At 27.8% G+C, this 18,520-nt stretch carries 18 protein-coding genes; 12 read left to right on the forward strand and 6 right to left on the reverse strand.

All coding sequences use genetic code 11. The annotated features are described in order from the left end of the window. Positions 1–40 precede the first annotated feature (40 nt). The 5 genes from ACX0KU_RS08125 to ACX0KU_RS08145 all read left to right on the forward strand — a co-directional run bounded on the left by ACX0KU_RS08125 (position 41) and on the right by ACX0KU_RS08145 (position 4,917). On the forward strand, positions 41–1,174 hold the full coding sequence (locus ACX0KU_RS08125; RefSeq protein ID WP_472989301.1) for a tyrosine-type recombinase/integrase: 1,134 nt from the start codon (positions 41–43) through the stop codon (positions 1,172–1,174). Next, positions 1,164–3,269 (forward strand): tyrosine-type recombinase/integrase, encoded by a 2,106-nt coding sequence (locus ACX0KU_RS08130; RefSeq protein ID WP_472989302.1) that lies wholly within the window; start codon positions 1,164–1,166, stop codon positions 3,267–3,269. The genes ACX0KU_RS08125 and ACX0KU_RS08130 overlap by 11 nt, the downstream gene beginning before the upstream one ends. Beyond that, positions 3,270–3,650 (forward strand): DUF6262 family protein, encoded by a 381-nt coding sequence (locus tag ACX0KU_RS08135; protein WP_472989303.1) that lies wholly within the window; start codon positions 3,270–3,272, stop codon positions 3,648–3,650. Between the two features lie 91 nt (positions 3,651–3,741). Further along, entirely contained in the window at positions 3,742–4,251 is a 510-nt protein-coding gene (locus ACX0KU_RS08140) for a VanZ family protein (protein ID WP_472989304.1), read from the forward strand. A 288-nt stretch (positions 4,252–4,539) separates the two neighbouring features. After that, a complete protein-coding gene (locus ACX0KU_RS08145) occupies positions 4,540–4,917 on the forward strand; it encodes a hypothetical protein (protein ID WP_472989305.1) in 378 nt (125 codons plus the stop codon). A 34-nt stretch (positions 4,918–4,951) separates the two neighbouring features. Here the strand turns inward: ACX0KU_RS08145 and ACX0KU_RS08150 are convergent, their stop codons facing one another. From ACX0KU_RS08150 to ACX0KU_RS08165, 4 genes are all read right to left on the reverse strand, one after another. Further along, positions 4,952–6,694 (reverse strand): ABC transporter ATP-binding protein, encoded by a 1,743-nt coding sequence (locus ACX0KU_RS08150; protein ID WP_472989306.1) that lies wholly within the window; start codon positions 6,692–6,694, stop codon positions 4,952–4,954. Positions 6,695–6,844: 150 nt separating this feature from the next. Next, positions 6,845–8,752, reverse strand: a complete 1,908-nt coding sequence (locus tag ACX0KU_RS08155) for a HAMP domain-containing sensor histidine kinase (protein WP_472989308.1) — start codon at positions 8,750–8,752, stop codon at positions 6,845–6,847. Beyond that, the gene (locus tag ACX0KU_RS08160) at positions 8,730–9,419 is read right to left on the reverse strand and encodes a response regulator transcription factor (protein ID WP_472989309.1); all 690 of its coding nucleotides are present in this window, start codon (positions 9,417–9,419) and stop codon (positions 8,730–8,732) included. Before ACX0KU_RS08160 ends, ACX0KU_RS08155 begins: the two co-directional genes overlap by 23 nt. A gap of 49 nt (positions 9,420–9,468) precedes the next feature. Continuing rightward, positions 9,469–10,038, reverse strand: coding sequence for a hypothetical protein (locus ACX0KU_RS08165; RefSeq protein WP_472989310.1), 570 nt, complete (start codon positions 10,036–10,038; stop codon positions 9,469–9,471). Between the two features lie 264 nt (positions 10,039–10,302). Between ACX0KU_RS08165 and ACX0KU_RS08170 the strand changes: the two genes are divergently transcribed. The 5 genes from ACX0KU_RS08170 to ACX0KU_RS08190 are packed head-to-tail and all read left to right on the forward strand — an operon-like array spanning position 10,303 to position 14,134. Beyond that, positions 10,303–10,812: an RNA polymerase sigma factor gene (locus ACX0KU_RS08170; protein WP_472989311.1), complete on the forward strand. Its 510-nt coding sequence runs from the start codon at positions 10,303–10,305 to the stop codon at positions 10,810–10,812. Further along, complete coding sequence (locus ACX0KU_RS08175; protein WP_472989312.1) at positions 10,802–11,806, forward strand: anti sigma factor C-terminal domain-containing protein; 1,005 nt, start codon at positions 10,802–10,804, stop codon at positions 11,804–11,806. The genes ACX0KU_RS08170 and ACX0KU_RS08175 overlap by 11 nt, the downstream gene beginning before the upstream one ends. A 17-nt stretch (positions 11,807–11,823) precedes the next feature. Then, positions 11,824–12,618: a hypothetical protein gene (locus ACX0KU_RS08180; protein ID WP_472989313.1), complete on the forward strand. Its 795-nt coding sequence runs from the start codon at positions 11,824–11,826 to the stop codon at positions 12,616–12,618. Between the two features lie 32 nt (positions 12,619–12,650). Next, complete coding sequence (locus tag ACX0KU_RS08185) at positions 12,651–13,367, forward strand: hypothetical protein (RefSeq protein ID WP_472989314.1); 717 nt, start codon at positions 12,651–12,653, stop codon at positions 13,365–13,367. A gap of 23 nt (positions 13,368–13,390) precedes the next feature. Further along, positions 13,391–14,134 carry a lysostaphin resistance A-like protein gene (locus ACX0KU_RS08190; protein ID WP_472989315.1) on the forward strand — a complete coding sequence of 248 codons (744 nt, stop codon included), beginning with the start codon at positions 13,391–13,393 and terminating at the stop codon, positions 14,132–14,134. Between the two features lie 77 nt (positions 14,135–14,211). On the opposite strand, the gene ACX0KU_RS08195 is transcribed toward ACX0KU_RS08190, so the two are convergent. Both ACX0KU_RS08195 and ACX0KU_RS08200 read right to left on the reverse strand, forming a co-directional pair. Beyond that, complete coding sequence (locus ACX0KU_RS08195; RefSeq protein WP_472989317.1) at positions 14,212–14,751, reverse strand: permease; 540 nt, start codon at positions 14,749–14,751, stop codon at positions 14,212–14,214. After that, positions 14,751–15,233 (reverse strand): permease, encoded by a 483-nt coding sequence (locus tag ACX0KU_RS08200; RefSeq protein WP_472989318.1) that lies wholly within the window; start codon positions 15,231–15,233, stop codon positions 14,751–14,753. The genes ACX0KU_RS08195 and ACX0KU_RS08200 overlap by 1 nt, the downstream gene beginning before the upstream one ends. Before the next feature lie 352 nt (positions 15,234–15,585). On the opposite strand from ACX0KU_RS08200, the gene ACX0KU_RS08205 reads away from it, so the two are divergent. Together ACX0KU_RS08205 and ACX0KU_RS08210 are read left to right on the forward strand one after the other, a co-directional pair. Next, on the forward strand, positions 15,586–16,290 hold the full coding sequence (locus ACX0KU_RS08205; RefSeq protein WP_472989319.1) for a response regulator transcription factor: 705 nt from the start codon (positions 15,586–15,588) through the stop codon (positions 16,288–16,290). Beyond that, complete coding sequence (locus ACX0KU_RS08210) at positions 16,262–18,433, forward strand: sensor histidine kinase (RefSeq protein WP_472989321.1); 2,172 nt, start codon at positions 16,262–16,264, stop codon at positions 18,431–18,433. Before ACX0KU_RS08205 ends, ACX0KU_RS08210 begins: the two co-directional genes overlap by 29 nt. Positions 18,434–18,520: the final 87 nt, after the last annotated feature.

Genomic DNA, 18,520 nt, shown 5'->3' on the forward strand with positions numbered 1-18,520 from the left:
GTAGATAGAATAAACTAAGTAAGAGGAAGGTGAACCAAAGATGAGGGTACAAGAAGTAAAGTTGGATAATAACCAAAGAAGATATTTGTTAGTTGGTGATGATGGATTACCAATAATGCCAGTAGCAAGATATTTAAAATATATAGATAATAGTGAAAAGAGTTTTAATACTCAAAAGACTTACTGCTACTCATTAAAACTATATTTTAAATATCTAAAAAAGATAAATGTAGATTATAAGAATGTTAATATAAACATACTTTCAGACTTTGTAGGGTGGCTTAGAAATCCATATGAAAGTGATAAGGTAGTTAATATAAAGCCAACTAAAGCAAAGAGAACAGAAAAAACAGTTAACTTAACTATTACAGTTATAACAAACTTCTATGATTATTTGTATAGAACAGAAGAAATAGACAACGATATGGTTGATAAACTTGTGAAACAAGTATTTACTGGTGGTAACAGACATTATAAGGATTTTCTCTATCATGTAAACAAAGATAAGCCTTCAAGTAAGAATATATTAAAAATAAAAGAACCAAGACGTAAAGTTAAAATTCTAACAAAAGAAGAAATGCAAAAGGTATATTATGCAACAACTAACATTAGAGATGAATTTTTAATAAAGTTGTTATTTGAAACGGGACTCCGAATAGGCGAAGCCTTATCTTTATTTATAGAAGATATTATATTTGACCATAACAAAGGACATAGAATTAAGTTAGTGGATAGAGGGGAACTTCCTAATGGAGCAATGTTAAAAACAGGAGAAAGAGAGATACATATATCACAAGAATTGGTAGATTTATTTGATGATTATGCCTATGATATTTTAGATGAATTAGAGATAGATACTAATTTTATTTTTGTAAAATTAAGAGGTGCAAATAAAGGCAAACCTTTAGAATATCAAGATGTTAGTGATTTATTCAAAAGACTTAAAAAGAAAACTGGAATAGACGTTCACGCACATCTTTTAAGGCATACTCACGCTACTATATATTATCAAACTACCAAAGATATAAAACAAGTACAGGAGCGTTTAGGACACTCTCAAATACAAACTACTATGAATATGTATTTACATCCTTCTGATGAAGATATAAGGGCTAATTGGGAAATAGCACAACCATCATTTAAGATAACTAAGGGAGGTACTAATGACAAGTAATGTAACAAGTATTTTTAGACAAGATACAGTAAATAATTCTAATGATAAAATAACAGAAACGCTATCAAAGTATATTGAAAAGAAAGTAAACAAAGATAAATCAGTAACATATACAGAAATCCCTACAACTTACTTTTTAGAAAACAATAAATGGCATATAGAGTTTTTTGCTGGTATAGAACAATTTAAAGAGAATGTTGAAAACTACAAATATCCTAATAAGAATATCTCATTTCCATTTAACAATGAAAATATAAATAAAGAAATGAAATTTATAGTATATAATAAATTGTTTTCTGATGAATGGAGTTTACAATCAGTTTTAATGAGTCAAATGCAGTTTATTAGACGATTAGCAGAGTTTATTAATGAAAAATATCCTAACATAAACTCATTTAAAGAATTGGAATTAGAGAAAACAAGTATTCAATGGATAGATTGGTTAAGTAGTAAAAATATAAAAACTATTTCAACGTCAAAGGCGCTTTATAAGGAGTATGAAAACAAAACTTCTGTTGCTAATTATTTAGAATTTATAATGAATTCATTTAACACTTTAACTGATGAAAGAGAAGAATGGGAAAAAGATATATGGGACGTTAGAAACTTAGAGCAATACGGGATAACCTATAATAAATCAACCACTCATTATTTTATTGATTTTAGTAAAATAAATAACCTTAAAATCAGAGAAGAAGCAAAGAAATATATAAAACAAAGATTGATTGCCAATAATAAGTTTTCTTTTGGAACTGCACGAAATTACTTTATATATCAATTGCCAGATTTTTTGAATTTTATTTGTAAATTAGAGCCTACTTGGAATGATTTAAAAGGTTTAGAAAGACATCATATATTAAAATATATAGAATGGTTAAATATATATTCTAAAAATAATTTAACTAATAAAAATGCTAATTCAAAACATTATATATTAAAATCATTAACTATTATTCAAAAGTTTTTATCTGATATTCAAATAAGAGAATATGATATTGCTCCTATAAAAAATGTTAGAATCTTAATACTTCCTGAAGATAAACCTAAGATACACAAGAAGCCCGTAGACCAAATAGACTATGTCCCCGACTTTGTATTAGAGCAGTTATTTGATAACATAAATAATCTTCATAAAGAAGTTATTCCAGTAGTTTATATAATGTTTAAGACAGGACTTAGAATATCAGATGTTTTAGAGTTAAGACAAGATTGCTTAGTTAAACTGAATAATAAATTTTGGGTGGAAACAGATATCGAAAAAACTTATGTAGAAGGTCATAAAATTCCCATTGATGATGAACTTGCTAATATATTGGCAGTTTTAGTTGATAATGCTAAAAGTTATAGTAATGAAGATAATAACCCTGAAAATTATATATTTGTTAGATACAAAGGTTATCGAAAAGGTAAACCATATGGTAAAGGATGGGTTCAAGATAGACTAAATGAATTGGCTAAAAATCTCAATATAAGTGATGAACTTGGAAAGAGATATCACTTTAAAAATCACTCATTTAGACATACTTATGCTATTAAGATGTTAAATGGTGGTGCTGATATACTTACTGTTCAAGAATTATTGGCTCACGCCTCACCTGAAATGACTATGAGATATGCTAAATTACTTGATGACACCAAAAGAAAAGTATTTGATAATGCAGTAAAGCAAGGAGTATTTAGTTTTGATGAAAGTGATAAATTAAAAGAAGAAAATGATGGAGAAATACCTTCTGATATTATAGATATGCTTTATACCAGCCACAAGCTAAATGCTATTGATACACCTTATGGTACTTGTATGCAAAGAAAAAATGGAAAGTGTAGTTACGCTAAACAACCACCTTGCTTAACTTGCAATAATGGAAGTCCTTGTAAAGACTTATGTATTGGAGCATTTGAAGGTGATACGATTAAGTATGAAATACTAATAAATTCAACTAAAAATATGATTGAAAATGCTAAAATATATAACAGAACTGAAATGGCAAACGAAAATGAAGAGTTACTAAAATTATATGAAGATATTTATTCTAAAATATCACAAGGAAGTATGATTTATAGTAGATTAGATAAGTTAAAAAAGAAGGTGGATTAAATGAGTAATTATAACCGTACAGAGCATTTAAAAGAGTTACATAGTAAACGTAAGGCTATAACTCAAGAAAAAGTAGATATAGCAATACAAAGACTTATAAAGGCTCAAAAATCTGTTAACTTTAATAGTGTTGCAAGTGAAAGTGGAATTACTAAAAAAACACTTTATGATAATAAGGAGATTAGAGAGAGTATAGAGGTGCTTAGACATCAACAATCACAAGTACCTACTCCATCACAGGTTAAAAGAGAAATGAATGAGAATAATAAGGACGCTATTATAGCAAGTTTAAAGAGAAAAATAAAAAGACTTGAGGAAGAAAATAAAAAACTTAAAGAACAGCTTAAAGTTAATTATGCTGATATTTACAATCAATTATAGTTTTATGAAATTTATGGTATAATTAATCATAGAAACTAAGTCGTAATTGTATAATATTGCGTATTAACAAGCAAATATAGGGGGAGATTTAATGAGTTTTAAACTAATGAAAACTAAAAAAGGAAAAGTTATAATGTGGGTTGTATTTTCTATTTACTTAGCATTATTAATCAAGGTTATATTATTTAAATATCCAATGGACATGATACTGACAATCCTTAAGTCAGATGAAATATCGCCATTAAGTGTTAGAATTGCAAAGAGTAATTTTATACCTATGAAAACTATTTTTAGATTTTTATTCGAAAGTCATAGTGTTAGAATCTCAATGAAAAACATATTGGGAAATATCGTTGCATTTGTACCGTTAGGTTTCTTATTGCCAATAGTTTTTAATAGACTAAGTAAATTTAAATCAATAATTTTTAGTTCATTTATTTTGAGTCTAATACTCGAAATTATTCAATTATTAACTGCAATTGGTGATTTTGATGTAGATGATGTTTTACTAAATGTATTTGGTGCGTTATGTGGATACATATTTTATCGAATATCTGCTCGTTTTATTTCAATACAGCAATTAGATATTAATAATTCATAATATTCTAATATGACGAACCAAATGTTATAAATAACTTTATCAATAGGTTATCCACAATTATTATATTACTAAATAAAAAACTCCAACGACTTTGTTGGAGTTCTTATTTTTGTAACATATTATACATATATAGTATATTAGAAGTTATATATATTGATACTTTTTATAAATTTACTCTTGATAAATATAAAGTGCCCTTATTTTTTGTAATATTAGGATTTAATAATGGGCAATATATGTATAACAATAAAATGAGGTGATGTTGTGAAATCTAAATTGTTATACATTTTGCTCGTTTTTACACTTATGATAGGATGTAGTAATAAAATTGATATAGTTTCTAATACAGAAAAATTAGCAGCTATTCAAACTCAAGGGGAAGCAACTTCAGCCAATTTAAAGGTAGTTAATTCACAGACCACACTCAAGCATGGAAGTGTTGGGTATATTACTATACAAGGTAAGGCTAAAACAAAATACACGCTAAAATCTTCTTTTAAAGTGGGTAATAGAGTTGTTGATGTAACTCAATGGCGTATTACCGGAGATAGTGGTCAAACAACTTTTAATTGGATTGTAAGTCCTGAGACTGTTCCAGGAAGCTATAATGTTTTAATCTATGGTGGTGGAGAAAAACTTAACTTATCTCACACTGTGATTCCTTAGAGTAAAAAAACAGAGTAGTTAGTGTTAGCACTAACTACTCTAAAATATCTTCAAATTGCATATTGTAAAGATAAGCATATAGTCCATCCTTACTTAGTAGCTCTTTGTGAGTACCTTTTTCTTGAACCCCTTCATCAGTAAGTACAATTATTTCATCTGCATTTCTAATAGTGCTTAATCTATGAGCAATAACTAAGGTAGTTCTATTTTTAGATAATTCTTCAAGAGAATTTTGTATAAACTTTTCACTTTCGTTATCTAAAGCTGAGGTTGCCTCATCTAATATTAGTATTGGAGGATTCTTAAGGAATACTCTTGCAATAGACATTCTCTGCTTTTGTCCACCAGAAAGCTTTACTCCTCTTTCACCTACATAGGTGTTATAGCCATCCTTAAGATTTATAATAAAGTCATGAATATTAGCCTTTTTAGCTGCTTCAAATATGTCCTCATCAGAGGCCATTGGGTTTCCATAGGCTATATTTTCTTTTACAGTCCCTGCAAACATATATATGTCCTGTTGAACTATTCCAATAGAATTTCTTAAAGAGTTTAATTTTATATCTCTTATATCTTGATTATCTATTGTTACACTTCCTTCATTAATTTCGTAAAACCTAGGTATAAGACTACAGAAGGTAGTTTTTCCACCACCAGAAGGACCTACTAAGGCAATAGTCTTTCCAGCTAGAATTTTTATATTTACATTTTTTAATACATCGTACTTATCATTATAACTAAAAGAAACATCCTTAAATACTATGTTACCCTTAGGGTTTATAAGTTCTACAGCATTTATGCGATCTTCAATGTCAGGGTTTGTATTCATTACCTCTAAAAATCTCTCAAATCCTGTTATACCTTTTTGAAATTGCTCAGTAAAGTTTATAAGTTTATCTATAGGATTTAAAAATATGTTTATGTAAAGAATATAAACTACAAGATCAGAAGTTTTTAAGGAACCTAAGCTTATAAAAATTCCCCCTAAAAGTATAACGGAAAGATATAAAATTCCTTGGAAAAAGCTATTTCCACTAAAGAATCTGCCCATTATAAAGTAACTTTCTTCCTTAGTCTTTAAAAACTCTTCATTACCCTTACCAAATTTAAAGGATTCTATAGATTCATTTGCAAAGGACTTAACTACTCTTATTCCAGATAGACTATCTTGTATTTGAGCATTAACATTTGCTATTTTTTCTTTATTTCTTTTAAAGACATTTCTCATTACTTTATTGTAGGAATATGAGAAAAGAAGCATTGCAATTGTAAAGAAGAATAATAATAAGGTGAGCTTTACATTTATGCTAAAAAGTATTATAAATGATCCAGTAATTTTAACAATTGATATAAATACATCCTCAGGCCCATGATGAGCGAGCTCAGATATATCAAATAGATCAGTAACTATTCTTGACATAAGCTTTCCTGTATTATGCTCATCATAATAAGAAAAAGATAATTTTTGAAGATGGTTAAATATATCTCTTCTCATATCTGCTTCCATTCTTGCTCCCATTATATGTCCCCAAGAAGTTATAAAGTATTGGCATAAATATCTAATTATATATAACATAAACAAAACACTTCCTATTATTAATACGTAATGAAGTATTCTACCTCTATCTTCCATAATATAAACATCATTAAGAAGATACCTTACAACAAGAGGGAATAGAAGGTCAATTCCAGATAAGGTTAAAGCACAAAACATATCAGAAAAGAATAAATGTTTATATGGATTATAATAGCTGATAAATTTTTTAATACTGTTCATAATTATTCAATTTAAATTAATTAAGTTATAACTCAATTTAATTCAAATAGAGTTCACCTACTTTCTGTTAATTAGTTTTCATATACAAACTAAAATAACACCTTTTTATAAATTAATCAACTTTATAGGTGAACTAATTAAAGATGTATACTATTTAATGAACTCTACAGTAACCTTGAAAAGATCACCATCGATTTCAATATTCATCCTTCCATTTTGCAACTCAACAATACTTTTGGCAATTGATAGTCCAAGGCCTGAGCCTTCCGTATTTCTAGCTTTATCTCCACGTTTAAATCTTTCGAAAATCTCATCAACATTGAAGTCCATTTCATAGGAAGAAATATTTTTTAGAATAACTACAACCTTATCATCTTGTTCTATAAGGTCAACGTAGACTCTAGAACCAGTCATAGAATATTTTATTGCATTATTTATAAGGTTTTCAAATACTCTCCAAGTTCTTTTGCCATCTAGATTTAAATATAGAGGATTAACAGGTATATTAACTTTAAAGGTAAGGGAAGAAGTACTAATTTTCTCATCAAGTTCTCCTAAAGTTTGCCTTAATAAAGCTGCAATATCCACTTTTTCAATATTCAATTCTACAGCTCCGCTTGAAACTTTAGATGCTTCAAAGAGATCATCTATAAGCACTTTAAGTCTTTGGGACTTAGTATCTAATATGTGTATATATTTTTTGCTTTCCTCTGGTGATACGTCTTCCTTTTTTAATAAGCTAATATAATTTATTATAGAAGTTAGCGGAGTTTTAAGATCATGTGACACGTTAGTTATAAGCTCGGTTTTAAGTCTTTCGCTTTTTACCTGACTCTCTACAGATTTTTTAAAGCTACCTTGCATGCTATTTATATTTTTTGCTATCTGTACAAAGTTTTTATCTCCACTTTCCTCTATAAGATGATCTAAATCTCCTAAAGCTATAGCGTCAGTTCCTTCAATTATTTTCTTTAAAGAAACAATTCTTCTTAAAATATAAGTAGGAACAAATGCTAAGAAAATAAATATATATATGAAAAAGAATAAGAAAAGTTCTTTAGTATGTACAGTAAACAATGCCAAAATCAAGGACATTCCAAAAAAAATAGTAAGTATAAATACAAAGAATTCCTTTAATAAAGTATTTTTAATTTTAAAACTCTCTTTAGTCAGATACCCTAGCTGATACAATGAGCTACTACGTAAGTGTTTCAAAAACTCTTCCTTATCTCTCATAAATCTTAATATCATATCCAAGTTAAGTACAAGATAAAAAGTGTAAGCAGAGACTACAGTAAGCATTCCAAAATGGGTAATAGATAAAGGAAGATAAAAAAATGTTGTTTTATATAAGTACACTAGCATTAAAAATGAATATATCATAAATATAAATGCTCTTAAATCTAGTGGTATTTTCCAGTACAAGGTTTTTATTTTATCGAAGGTTACAAATTTAGATTTTAATTTAATTTTTGAAAATACTAGTAGGGATATCCCCACTAATAAGGAGATAATACCAATAATACTTTCCTTAACAATTCGAGATCGCTTTGAATTGTAGTAATTATAATTTTCCATCATTTGATTAAATCCATTTGCATTTTTTATAAATATAAATTTACCTTCAAAATTATTTTGTTGGAACCAACTGTTAATGTCTTGAAGGGAATTATTTTTAGATGAATTCCTAGGGAATTCATCTACGTGAATAGCTTCTTTGTTTATATAGTCATCTAGGCCCTGCAGGTTTTCTAAGTTGCTATATATTTTTCCAGTAGTCTTATTCTTAAGATAATATTTCATTGATGTATTTAACTCTATCATTTTAATTTCTGAATTCAGAGGATAATTCCTAATATCATAAGTTAAAATCTGAACACTTTCAAAATATCTTCTTAAATCATTTTCATAGGAGTAACTATTAAAATAGGGTTCATCTACGAGATAAGCTCTATTTCTCGCTAAATCAAAAAAAGATAATATAGAAATTGACAGTATATAGATACTTAATATAAAAGATAGTACATATAGATTTTTATTTTTCAATTTTGTATCCAATTCCCCACACCACCTTAAGATATTCAGGTTCCTTTGGGTTTATTTCAATCTTTTCACGTATTCTTCTTATATGAACTGAAACTGTGTTTTCGCCATTTAAAAATGGTTCATTCCACACTCTGCTATATATTTCAGAAATAGAAAAGACTCTTCCCGTATTCTCCATTAAAAGTTCTAATAATTTATATTCAATAGGGGTAAGGCTTACCTCCTCATCATTTACAGTAACAGTTTTAGCATTTTTATTTAAAGTAAGTCCTCTTACGCTAATCTCATCTTCATCTTTATAATTTCCAAAATTCACATATCTTCTTAGCTGAGATTTAACTCTAGCTACTAGCTCTAAAGGGTTAAAGGGTTTTGTGATATAGTCATCTGCCCCTATATTTAGTCCAAGTATTTTATCAGTATCCTCAGATTTAGCTGAAAGCATTATTATTGGAATGTTTTTGTTCTCTCTAATTTTAAAGGTGGCCTTTATGCCGTCCATTCTAGGCATCATTATATCCATTACAATAAGATGTACTTCATTTTTTTCAAGTAGGGTCAAAGCTTCTGCTCCGTCACTAGCTCTTATTACTCTTATTCCTTCATTTTTTAAGTATATTTCAATAGACTCAGCTATTGCATCATCATCATCAACCACTAGTACATTGTATTCAAGCATTCTATCGCCCCTTTCTAGAGTATATTATATCATTAATCTGTAATATATATTAAGATTCTGTCATAAAGAAGCTGAAGGCATCCTTAGTTATCCCATTTACAATATCCTCATTTTTAATGTTTCTTATATGGTAGATTTGGTCTTCATAATCCTTTGCTTGATTATCAACTATATAGGCATAATCATATCTACCTTCCTTTACCCACCCCATAAACACATAAGTATGAGTAGGAGTACCAAATTTATTTCCTTTAGCATCTGTTGTAAAGGCAATATCTCCAGGCTTTAAATTTTTATAATCTCTATCTTTCCTCCAACCCTTCTTATTTAATAGTGAAATGATTTGAGCATTGTTGCATGTGCTATTAGGGATATCTACATCATTTCTTCTTAGTACTTCAGAGACAAAGTAAACACATGCATTTGAAGACTTACCATCATTTAAATCTTTTGCAGCACTAAATACCTCTTCTTGATTCTTGTCCTGTTTCATGTAAAGATATACTTGCTCATGTAACTGAGATTGTTGACTACCCTTAGTGATAGTAACATTATCAAGAATTAAAATTGTTAGTAATAGTAAGCTTAAAGTTATTAGTATAAATCTAATCTTTTTCATAAGTAACCTCTCCTAATCTTATAATTTGTCTTACAAGAACAATTATATAAGATGTTTTTTAAGAACTTATGGCTATAAATCTTACAAAAGAGCTTTCAATTCTTACAAATTTCTTAAGGAGTATATTTTTTTATTATAGTGACAATCTTTACGAAAAGATCCTTATTGTAATACAACTGTATACATATTCATACTTAAAACGTCATAATAACAGAAGTGCTTGAAAACTGAAGATAGTAATTTACTTTATGAAAGGAGGATATGATGAGCAATGAATTAATAAATGATATGTTTCGGCAAAAAATGATTATTATACATAAATATCTGATTAGGCTTGGTTGTGGTAAGGATGATGCTGAAGATATAATTCAGGATACTTTTTATAAAGCATTAAAATACATTGATGGTATACAAGCAGAGAAGTTATCCTCATGGCTTTTTAAGGTATCAATTAATAAATACTATGATTTATGTAGAAAAAATAATAGACATGTTCATTTAAATATTGATGAAGAAATTTTCAAAGAAAGTTTATCAGATAGCAAGCTAGTTGAAGATTTTATATTAGACATAGAAAAAAAGAAAGAAATCCTTAAAATACTAAATTTGATTAGCAATACGCATAAGAATTTGTTGTTATTTAAATACGATATGAATTTGTCTTATAAAGAGATAGCAGAACTATTAGATATAAATGAAAATACAGTTAAAACATATCTGTTTAGAGCAAGAGAACAATTCAAAAAAGTTTGGAGGGATAAATATGAAAAATGATGATGAAAAGTTAAGAGAACTATTCGAAGGTGAAGAAAAAGATACTTTTGACAATACTTTTAATAGTACTATTAAAAGAGCTAAGACTTTATCATTGATAAGAACTACAATAATAAGCTTAATGATATTCGTTATTGTAAGCTTTATAGTACTAGTATCGAATGCTAGTATTTTAAATAAAATGAGTAATAAAAATGTGAACAATTTAAGGGAGTGGTTCAATATAGCTATGCCTAATGCTTATGTAGGGAATATACAAAATGATGACAGAATTATGGTTGGGCAAATAGAGTATGTTCGATATAGATTTTTAGGGAATAAACCTATAACTGATGGAAGCTATAAAGAGGAATTTACATATATGCCTTTAATTAATGGTATTTATGGTGACCTGGGATACCATTTATTTAGTAGCAGTGCTGAATCATCAAAAGACTTAGAAAAAGTTACAAAGTATAATAAAGCAGGAAAACGTATCATGAAGTTTTATCATCCATCAATAAAATATGAAAGTTATATAAATGATTTAGAAAATATTAATGAAATAGGTAGCAATAAATTAATGGAAATATCATTATCTTTTGATAAGGAATATAACTTAGATGAGGTTAAGGCTATAATACCAAAAGACGTTACTTTAAATTGGTATTGGATAAATTCGTTGGATAAAAACAGTAAATATGATTCAGGTCAATTAATACTTGAGGAGTACGATGTATATGGAATAAAAGCGTTAGATGAACAAGGCAATCCAATTGAGAATCCTGAGAAGAATTTTATAAATGCATTAATAAATGGAAGAGTAAATCAGGATTATGGTAGTAGATTTCAAAGTCTTTATAATACTTTAAGTAGTGGAAAAGATAAGATTGAAAAAGAAGATTTAAAGATAGTAGGAGTAGTTGTAAGTGGAGATAGAGAGACTTTAGAAGTCTTGAAGAATAAAAAGTTTATTAGGGCAGCTACCATAGGAGCTGTAGCTGATAAGTATTAATAACGGAGGAATCATTTATGAATTCATACTTTAAATTAGAATTTAAAAAAGCAATATTTTCTCGAAGAACTATAATTTGTGTTTTAATAATTTTATCATTATTAACTATACCTTATTTAGAAGAAATGAGATTTCCATATCCAGGATTAGATGGAGTAGACTACTTTATAAGAATTTCTCATTTTTCCGCCATAGGTTTTATAGGACCAATGATAGCAGGGTTAATCTATTCTTCATCAATAGTTAAGGATAAGGAGTCTGGATTTATAAATAAGTTATTAGAAGTTATAGATTTAAAAACTTATTTTAAAGTTAAATTGGCAGTAAATGTTTTAATAACTTTTATTGTTTTCGCAGTTAGCCATAGTATCTTAATTTTATATTTTATTATTAAATTTGGAGTAAATAATATAGTTGTAAAAGATATTAGTAGTGGTGCCTTCGCAGCTATATATGAGATTTCAAAAATACAATATATCATAGTAGTATTATTAGTTATAGCTCTATCTTCGGTAGCTTTTTCAATCTTTGTTTTGGGAATTACAACAGCTATTGAAAAAAAATCTATATCATATATATTCCCATTGTTTTATGTAATAGTTACAGGAATATGTTTTGAGATATGGTCTTTTAATAATGTAATTAATTTTAATGTTACAGAATTATTTAATTCAATAGCAAACTATACCACAAAAGGACTTAATATCATCGTATATGACTTAATATTAGTAGTACTTGGGGTATTGTTATTATATAAATTTGGATATAAGAGAAATATAGTATTACTTAAGGAGTTTAATTTTAATTCTTAAATATATTATAAAAGAATACTGGAGTGGTTAGAGTGAAGATATTGAAAAAGATTGTGTTTTGGCTGTTTTTTATAATTGCCATATTTATATTAACAATAAGTTTTTTTGCATTAATATCTGCTATTCAGAGAAAAATGTTTCTTCATGAGGAGTATATACTGTGGATTTTTAAGTCACCATTTTCTAGTTTAATATTTATTTATGAGTTATATTTTGTACTTGGGTTTTCGTATATTTTTAGTAAGGATCTAAGATGGATTATAAAAGAAGTTGTTAATTTAAAAAAAGGCTTTATTAAAAGGTATAAAACAATACTTATTTCTGTTTTTACAGTACTTAATATATTTCTAATATACACTATACTTTTTAACGTTACAGTTATAGGGAGCAATAAGATAATAAACTATACATTTTCATCACCAAAAGGTAAGGAATACACTTACAGAGATATAGTGAAAATTGAAGCAGGAATTCATGGTGAAAAGAAGTCTTTCCCTTCTCTACAATCAAAGGGAGATTTCTATTATATTATTCAATTAAATGATGGAATTGAAATTGATTTAAATAATGAAGTAGGTGGGACTAGAAATAATGATGACCCTCGTTTTGTCCTTGAAGAACTTGATAAAGAATATGTAGATATGGGGATATCTAAAGTAGCTAGTATGAAGAATTTTGAATATACAACTAAAAATTTAGATAAAATTTATTATGATAAGATAAAGAATATATTAGAAAATATAAATTGATATAATTTACAGGGGGGATATCTATGGAAAAATTACAAGAACATAAACCAATACGGCATGCTGTGACTTGGATTCTTATGTATATTTTAATTGTTAATATTGGTGATAACATTTCAGGATTTCTAGGAGGAGAAAATTTTGTAACAGTAATTTTACTAGTTGCTTTTTCTATTGCCTTACTACTTTACTTAAAGAAGAATAACTGGTTTTCCATATATGGATTTAAACAAATGAAGAAAGCTGATTTCTATAAAACATTATTTTATATGCCTCTTATATTGACTCTATTTATTCATTACTTTAGAGGTATAAACAAAGAACTTGGATATATTGGTTTTTTTCTTGGGATTGTGCTTATGATATGCGTTGGTTTTATTGAGGAGCTATTATTTAGAGGATTTTTATACAAAGGGATTTTGAAGGAAAGTGGCATGACAAGAGCTATAATTATCTCAGGAGTTACCTTTGGTATAGGACACATTGTAAATTTATTACGGGGTTACTCCATTGCTGATCAAATAAATCAAATTGTAATTGGGATTTTTATTGGAATTGTTTTAGCACTATTAGTTGCAGTTACAGATAATATAATTCCTTGTGTGATTTATCATATGCTTTTTAATATTGGTGGAACTATTACAAATAGCAATCTAAAGATGGAAACATATATGGTACTTATAACACTTATAGTATGTACATTTTATTCCTTTTATTTAATGAGAAAATTGAAAGTAGATAGAGATTATGATAATAACCTACCCTTATAGAAATGAGAAATTTTTAATAAAATATCTTAAATAATGTATTTCAAAGAGCCGTAATATTTAATATTACGGCTCTTTATCTATTCTAGCTCTTCTGCATGTAAATAGATACGATCAAGTTCTTCTTTTGGTAGCAGTTTATGGACTAAGTATCCCATTATTATTACTCCAGGTATATCTATAAGAAGTCTAGTTAGTGTAAACTCATAACCTAAATAAGTAACTTCAAACATTAGTGTAACTATTTTAGTTACACACCAAGCATTCATAAATATTATTATATTACTAAATTTAGCGCCTTTTCTTAAAAGTACTGCCGTAAAAGGGAAGGCAGCATACATAGGGCCTGCAGCTAGAGAACCAATAAGCATAGCAAGTCCGATTCCTAGAAGTCCAGAGTCTTCACCCATGTATTTAATCATAGACTCTCTTGGAATCCAAACATCCATAAGTCCAAGTAAAATCATAATTGGAGGTAGTACGGAGATCATTTGTTTAAAACTTGATGTTGCTACAGAAAAAGTTTTAAAACCTGTTTCTATATTAATTATAGTTATAATTAATACTACAATTAGACAGCACACAGCAAATCTATATCTTCTCAGAATTCTTGTAAGCATTATCTTCCAACCACCTTTCCAATAACAAATGCTACTACAAAAGAAAATAAAAAAGCTATAAAGTTTCTATAAAATGCAGCCTTTTTTCCTATGTATTTAGCTTCTAATGAAAAGGTTACTAGGCCAACTAAAGTTAGAGTAGATACAAGAGCTCCAATTTGAGCATAGCCAGCTCCAGTTTTTATAAGCATATCTGCTGTAGAGAATGCTACAAATGTAGGCATTAAAGTTGCGGCACCAACTATAGCTGAAACTATAACACCAAGTATTCCAGATTCTTTTCCTATTATTTTAGATATCAATGATGGTTCTAACACCGCTAAGATTATTCCTATTATAAAAATAATGCCTAAAAACTGAGGCATTATATTTTCAAAAGACTTCCAGCCTTTTTTTAATGCTAGCATTGTTTTATTTTTATCTTTTATATATGAAATTAAAAGTAGAATTAATGCAGTTGCATATAAAATTAACGCAGTCATAAATCCCCCTCCTGATAGCACTACGTATCTTCTACTAATATTATATGGCTCATATGAGAAAATTGCATAGAAATTTCTCTAAAAGATATAGCACAGAATTATGTAATGTAAGTCTTAAGAAAATCTTTAGAATTCCTACCATATTATCTTTAAAAATTGAGAGTAGTATATAGATATTCCATAGATTAGTTTAATTCAGAAACATAAGATACGGAAACATAGCTTGGTGATTGGTAAATTATAAATGCTATAAGAAAGGGGGAAGGAGTGAGTTAATGTGATTAAATAACTATGATATTATATAATTAGGATTGGAATCATATAGATATGCTTGTAGAAAGAGGTAAATAAGATGAATGAATATAATATTCTAGTTGTTGAGGATGAAAGAGATATAGCAGTTGCAATAGAAGCTTATTTAGTAAATCAAGGATACAGAGTTTTTGTTGGAAGTAACGGCATTGAAGGTTTGGAGATAGTAGAAAGAGAGAGCATACATCTAGCCATTGTAGATGTAATGATGCCTAAAATGGATGGAATAACCTTTACAATGAAGCTTAGAGAAAATAATGATTTTCCTGTAATAATCTTATCTGCAAAATCTGAAGATGTTGATAAGATAATGGGACTTAATATAGGTGCAGATGATTATGTAACAAAACCTTTTAAACCTCTTGAGCTTTTAGCCAGAGTAAATTCTCAGCTGAGAAGATATAGTAAGTTCTTAAATATGGTAAATGAAAACAAGATAAATAATAATATATTTATGGTAGGAGGCTTAGAGCTTAACATAGATACAAAAGAAGTAACAGTAGATGGAAGTTTAATAAAAACTACTCCTATTGAATTTAAGATTCTTACTTTGCTTATAAAAAATCCTGGAAGAGTTTTTTCAACAGAAGAAATCTATGAAAGAGTTTGGAATGAGCAGGCAATAAACACTGATACAATAATGGTTCATGTGAGAAATATAAGAGAGAAGATAGAGATAAATCCGAAAAATCCAAAATATTTAAAGGTGGTGTGGGGTGTTGGATATAAAATTGAAAAGCAATAGAAATAAATATATTATAAATATGGTTATATTTTTCTTATTAATAGCTTTAGCTGTGGGAATGTATTCCACATATACATTTATAAAAGAACAAGCAAAAAAATATGAGTATAATATTTTTGAAAGAGATAGCTTTCTAAGTGATTTAAATACTAGCAATTATGGTATATACTTTGATACATTAAAGAATAAAGAAAATAATACTTTAAAGCCTTCAGATGTGCTTATAAATATAGAGGCAAAATCTAATGATGATGAACGGGAAGATATAAAACACGAAAAGGAAGAGTTTGATAGAAGCATTTATAGGTATCAAGCAGCATTAGATTCAAGATTAAAAAATTTAGATTACTATGCTATAAATAGGCAGAACAATCTAGTTAAAGAGAGAAATAATCAAGGTATAAGTGCTCTGTTAGCTTCTAACTCTGACAGTAATAGTATTAAACTTTTAAATAACAAATATAGTTTTTATACAGTTATTGACTATAATGAAAATGGAGATATAAGCATTAAAAATATCTACGGGGCAGATAAGCTAATTGTAACTGATAATATTAAAAATAATAGAATAGATATTTCTTATAATACAGAGATAAAACCTATTAAAAATATGACATATATTTATGCGGTTCCAAGAGAATTACAATACGAGGATTCAATATCTAATTATAAAATGCAAAGCAAAATTCATTCATATAATATGGCTTCGTCAAATTTTATAAATCCAGCTATTATTCTTATACTTATTATGGGGTTAATAATTCCGTATAAACTGTCAAAGGAGTTAATTGGATTCGATAAAATTAAGAAAATACCTGTAGAAATAATTTCTATTATATTTATTTTCACAGTAGGTATTGCTTTAAATGAGATGTCCTACCATATGATAAGCAGTACACTAGAGAAGAATTTAATTAATCTTGCCCCAATTGTTGTAAGTGAGGCAACTATTAATACATTAGAAATCATGGTAAACATTCTTTTCTGGATTGTTAGCTTTGGAGTAATATTTATTGCAACAGTTCTCTTAAAGCACATTTTAAGCATTGGAATTAGACAATATATAAGAGAAGGTTCGTTGACTTATAAGATTTTAAGAAGCATCTGGAGGAGTAATAAAAAGATCTATAATTATTTAATAGGTATAGATTTGAAAAATAAGGAAAATAAAAAGCTTGCAGGATTACTAGGTATAAATTTATTAATATTATGTATAATGAGTGCTACATGGTTTTTCGGAATATTTATAGCCCTAATATATACTGTAGTATTATTTAAATTAATAACAAAGCATTACAACGATATAAGTGACAAATATAATAAGCTTTTTGAAGCTACAAATAGGATAGCAGAAGGTAACTTAGAGGTTAATGTTGAGGAAGATTTAGGAGTATTTAATGCCTTAAAATTTGAGCTACAAAACATTCAAAATGGTTTTAAGAAGGCAGTTAATGAGGAAGTAAAAAGTCAAAGAATGAAAACGGAGCTTATAACTAATGTATCTCACGATTTAAAAACTCCCTTAACTTCTATTATTACCTATGTAGATCTATTAAAAGATGAGAAACTTCCACTAGATAAAAGAAGAGAATACTTAGATACCTTAGATAGAAAATCTCAAAGATTAAAAGATTTAATTGAAGATTTATTTGAAGTTAGTAAAGCTACCAGCGGTAACATAAGCTTAAAAATAGATAGTGTGGATGTTGTATCACTAATGAAACAAACTTTGTTGGAACTAGACGATAAGATATCAAAAGCATCTTTAGTAGTAAGAACTAATTATCCAGAAGAAAAGGTAATACTTCCTTTAGACAGTCAGAGAATGTTTAGAGTTTTTGAGAATCTTATAATAAACATAACAAAGTACGCTCTAGAGGGCAGTAGAGTCTATATAGATATTATTAATAGCAGTAATAAGGTTGAGATAATATTAAGAAATATGGCCTCAAATGAAATAAACTTTAATGTAAATGAAATTATGGAAAGATTCGTAAGAGGAGATAAAGCTAGAAATACTGAAGGATCAGGTTTGGGACTCGCTATAGCTAAAAGCTTTGTAGAGCTTCAAGGGGGAAAACTAGATATAATAGTAGATGGTGATTTATTTAAGGTTTTAATTACTTTTAATAAAATTAACTAGAATAGGCAATTAAGACGACTTTATGTGGTCTTGATTGCCTATTTTTATTTGAAGTACTATGATAGAGTACTAATTATAGATTAAATG

Source organism: Clostridium sp. X, from assembly GCF_055755365.1.

Excerpts from the sequence above, each read along its gene's own strand:
- ACX0KU_RS08205 (WP_472989319.1), top strand. The coding sequence starts at position 15,586 with ATGAATGAATATAATATTCTAGTTGTTGAGGATGAAAGAGATATAGCA.
- ACX0KU_RS08135 (WP_472989303.1), top strand. The coding sequence starts at position 3,270 with ATGAGTAATTATAACCGTACAGAGCATTTAAAAGAGTTACATAGTAAA.
- ACX0KU_RS08150 (WP_472989306.1), bottom strand. The coding sequence starts at position 6,694 with ATGAACAGTATTAAAAAATTTATCAGCTATTATAATCCATATAAACAT.
- ACX0KU_RS08190 (WP_472989315.1), top strand. The coding sequence starts at position 13,391 with ATGGAAAAATTACAAGAACATAAACCAATACGGCATGCTGTGACTTGG.
- ACX0KU_RS08170 (WP_472989311.1), top strand. The coding sequence starts at position 10,303 with ATGAGCAATGAATTAATAAATGATATGTTTCGGCAAAAAATGATTATT.
- ACX0KU_RS08130 (WP_472989302.1), top strand. The coding sequence starts at position 1,164 with ATGACAAGTAATGTAACAAGTATTTTTAGACAAGATACAGTAAATAAT.
- ACX0KU_RS08180 (WP_472989313.1), top strand. The coding sequence starts at position 11,824 with ATGAATTCATACTTTAAATTAGAATTTAAAAAAGCAATATTTTCTCGA.
- ACX0KU_RS08200 (WP_472989318.1), bottom strand. The coding sequence starts at position 15,233 with ATGACTGCGTTAATTTTATATGCAACTGCATTAATTCTACTTTTAATT.
- ACX0KU_RS08195 (WP_472989317.1), bottom strand. The coding sequence starts at position 14,751 with ATGCTTACAAGAATTCTGAGAAGATATAGATTTGCTGTGTGCTGTCTA.
- ACX0KU_RS08160 (WP_472989309.1), bottom strand. The coding sequence starts at position 9,419 with ATGCTTGAATACAATGTACTAGTGGTTGATGATGATGATGCAATAGCT.
- ACX0KU_RS08165 (WP_472989310.1), bottom strand. The coding sequence starts at position 10,038 with ATGAAAAAGATTAGATTTATACTAATAACTTTAAGCTTACTATTACTA.
- ACX0KU_RS08175 (WP_472989312.1), top strand. The coding sequence starts at position 10,802 with ATGAAAAATGATGATGAAAAGTTAAGAGAACTATTCGAAGGTGAAGAA.
- ACX0KU_RS08125 (WP_472989301.1), top strand. The coding sequence starts at position 41 with ATGAGGGTACAAGAAGTAAAGTTGGATAATAACCAAAGAAGATATTTG.
- ACX0KU_RS08140 (WP_472989304.1), top strand. The coding sequence starts at position 3,742 with ATGAGTTTTAAACTAATGAAAACTAAAAAAGGAAAAGTTATAATGTGG.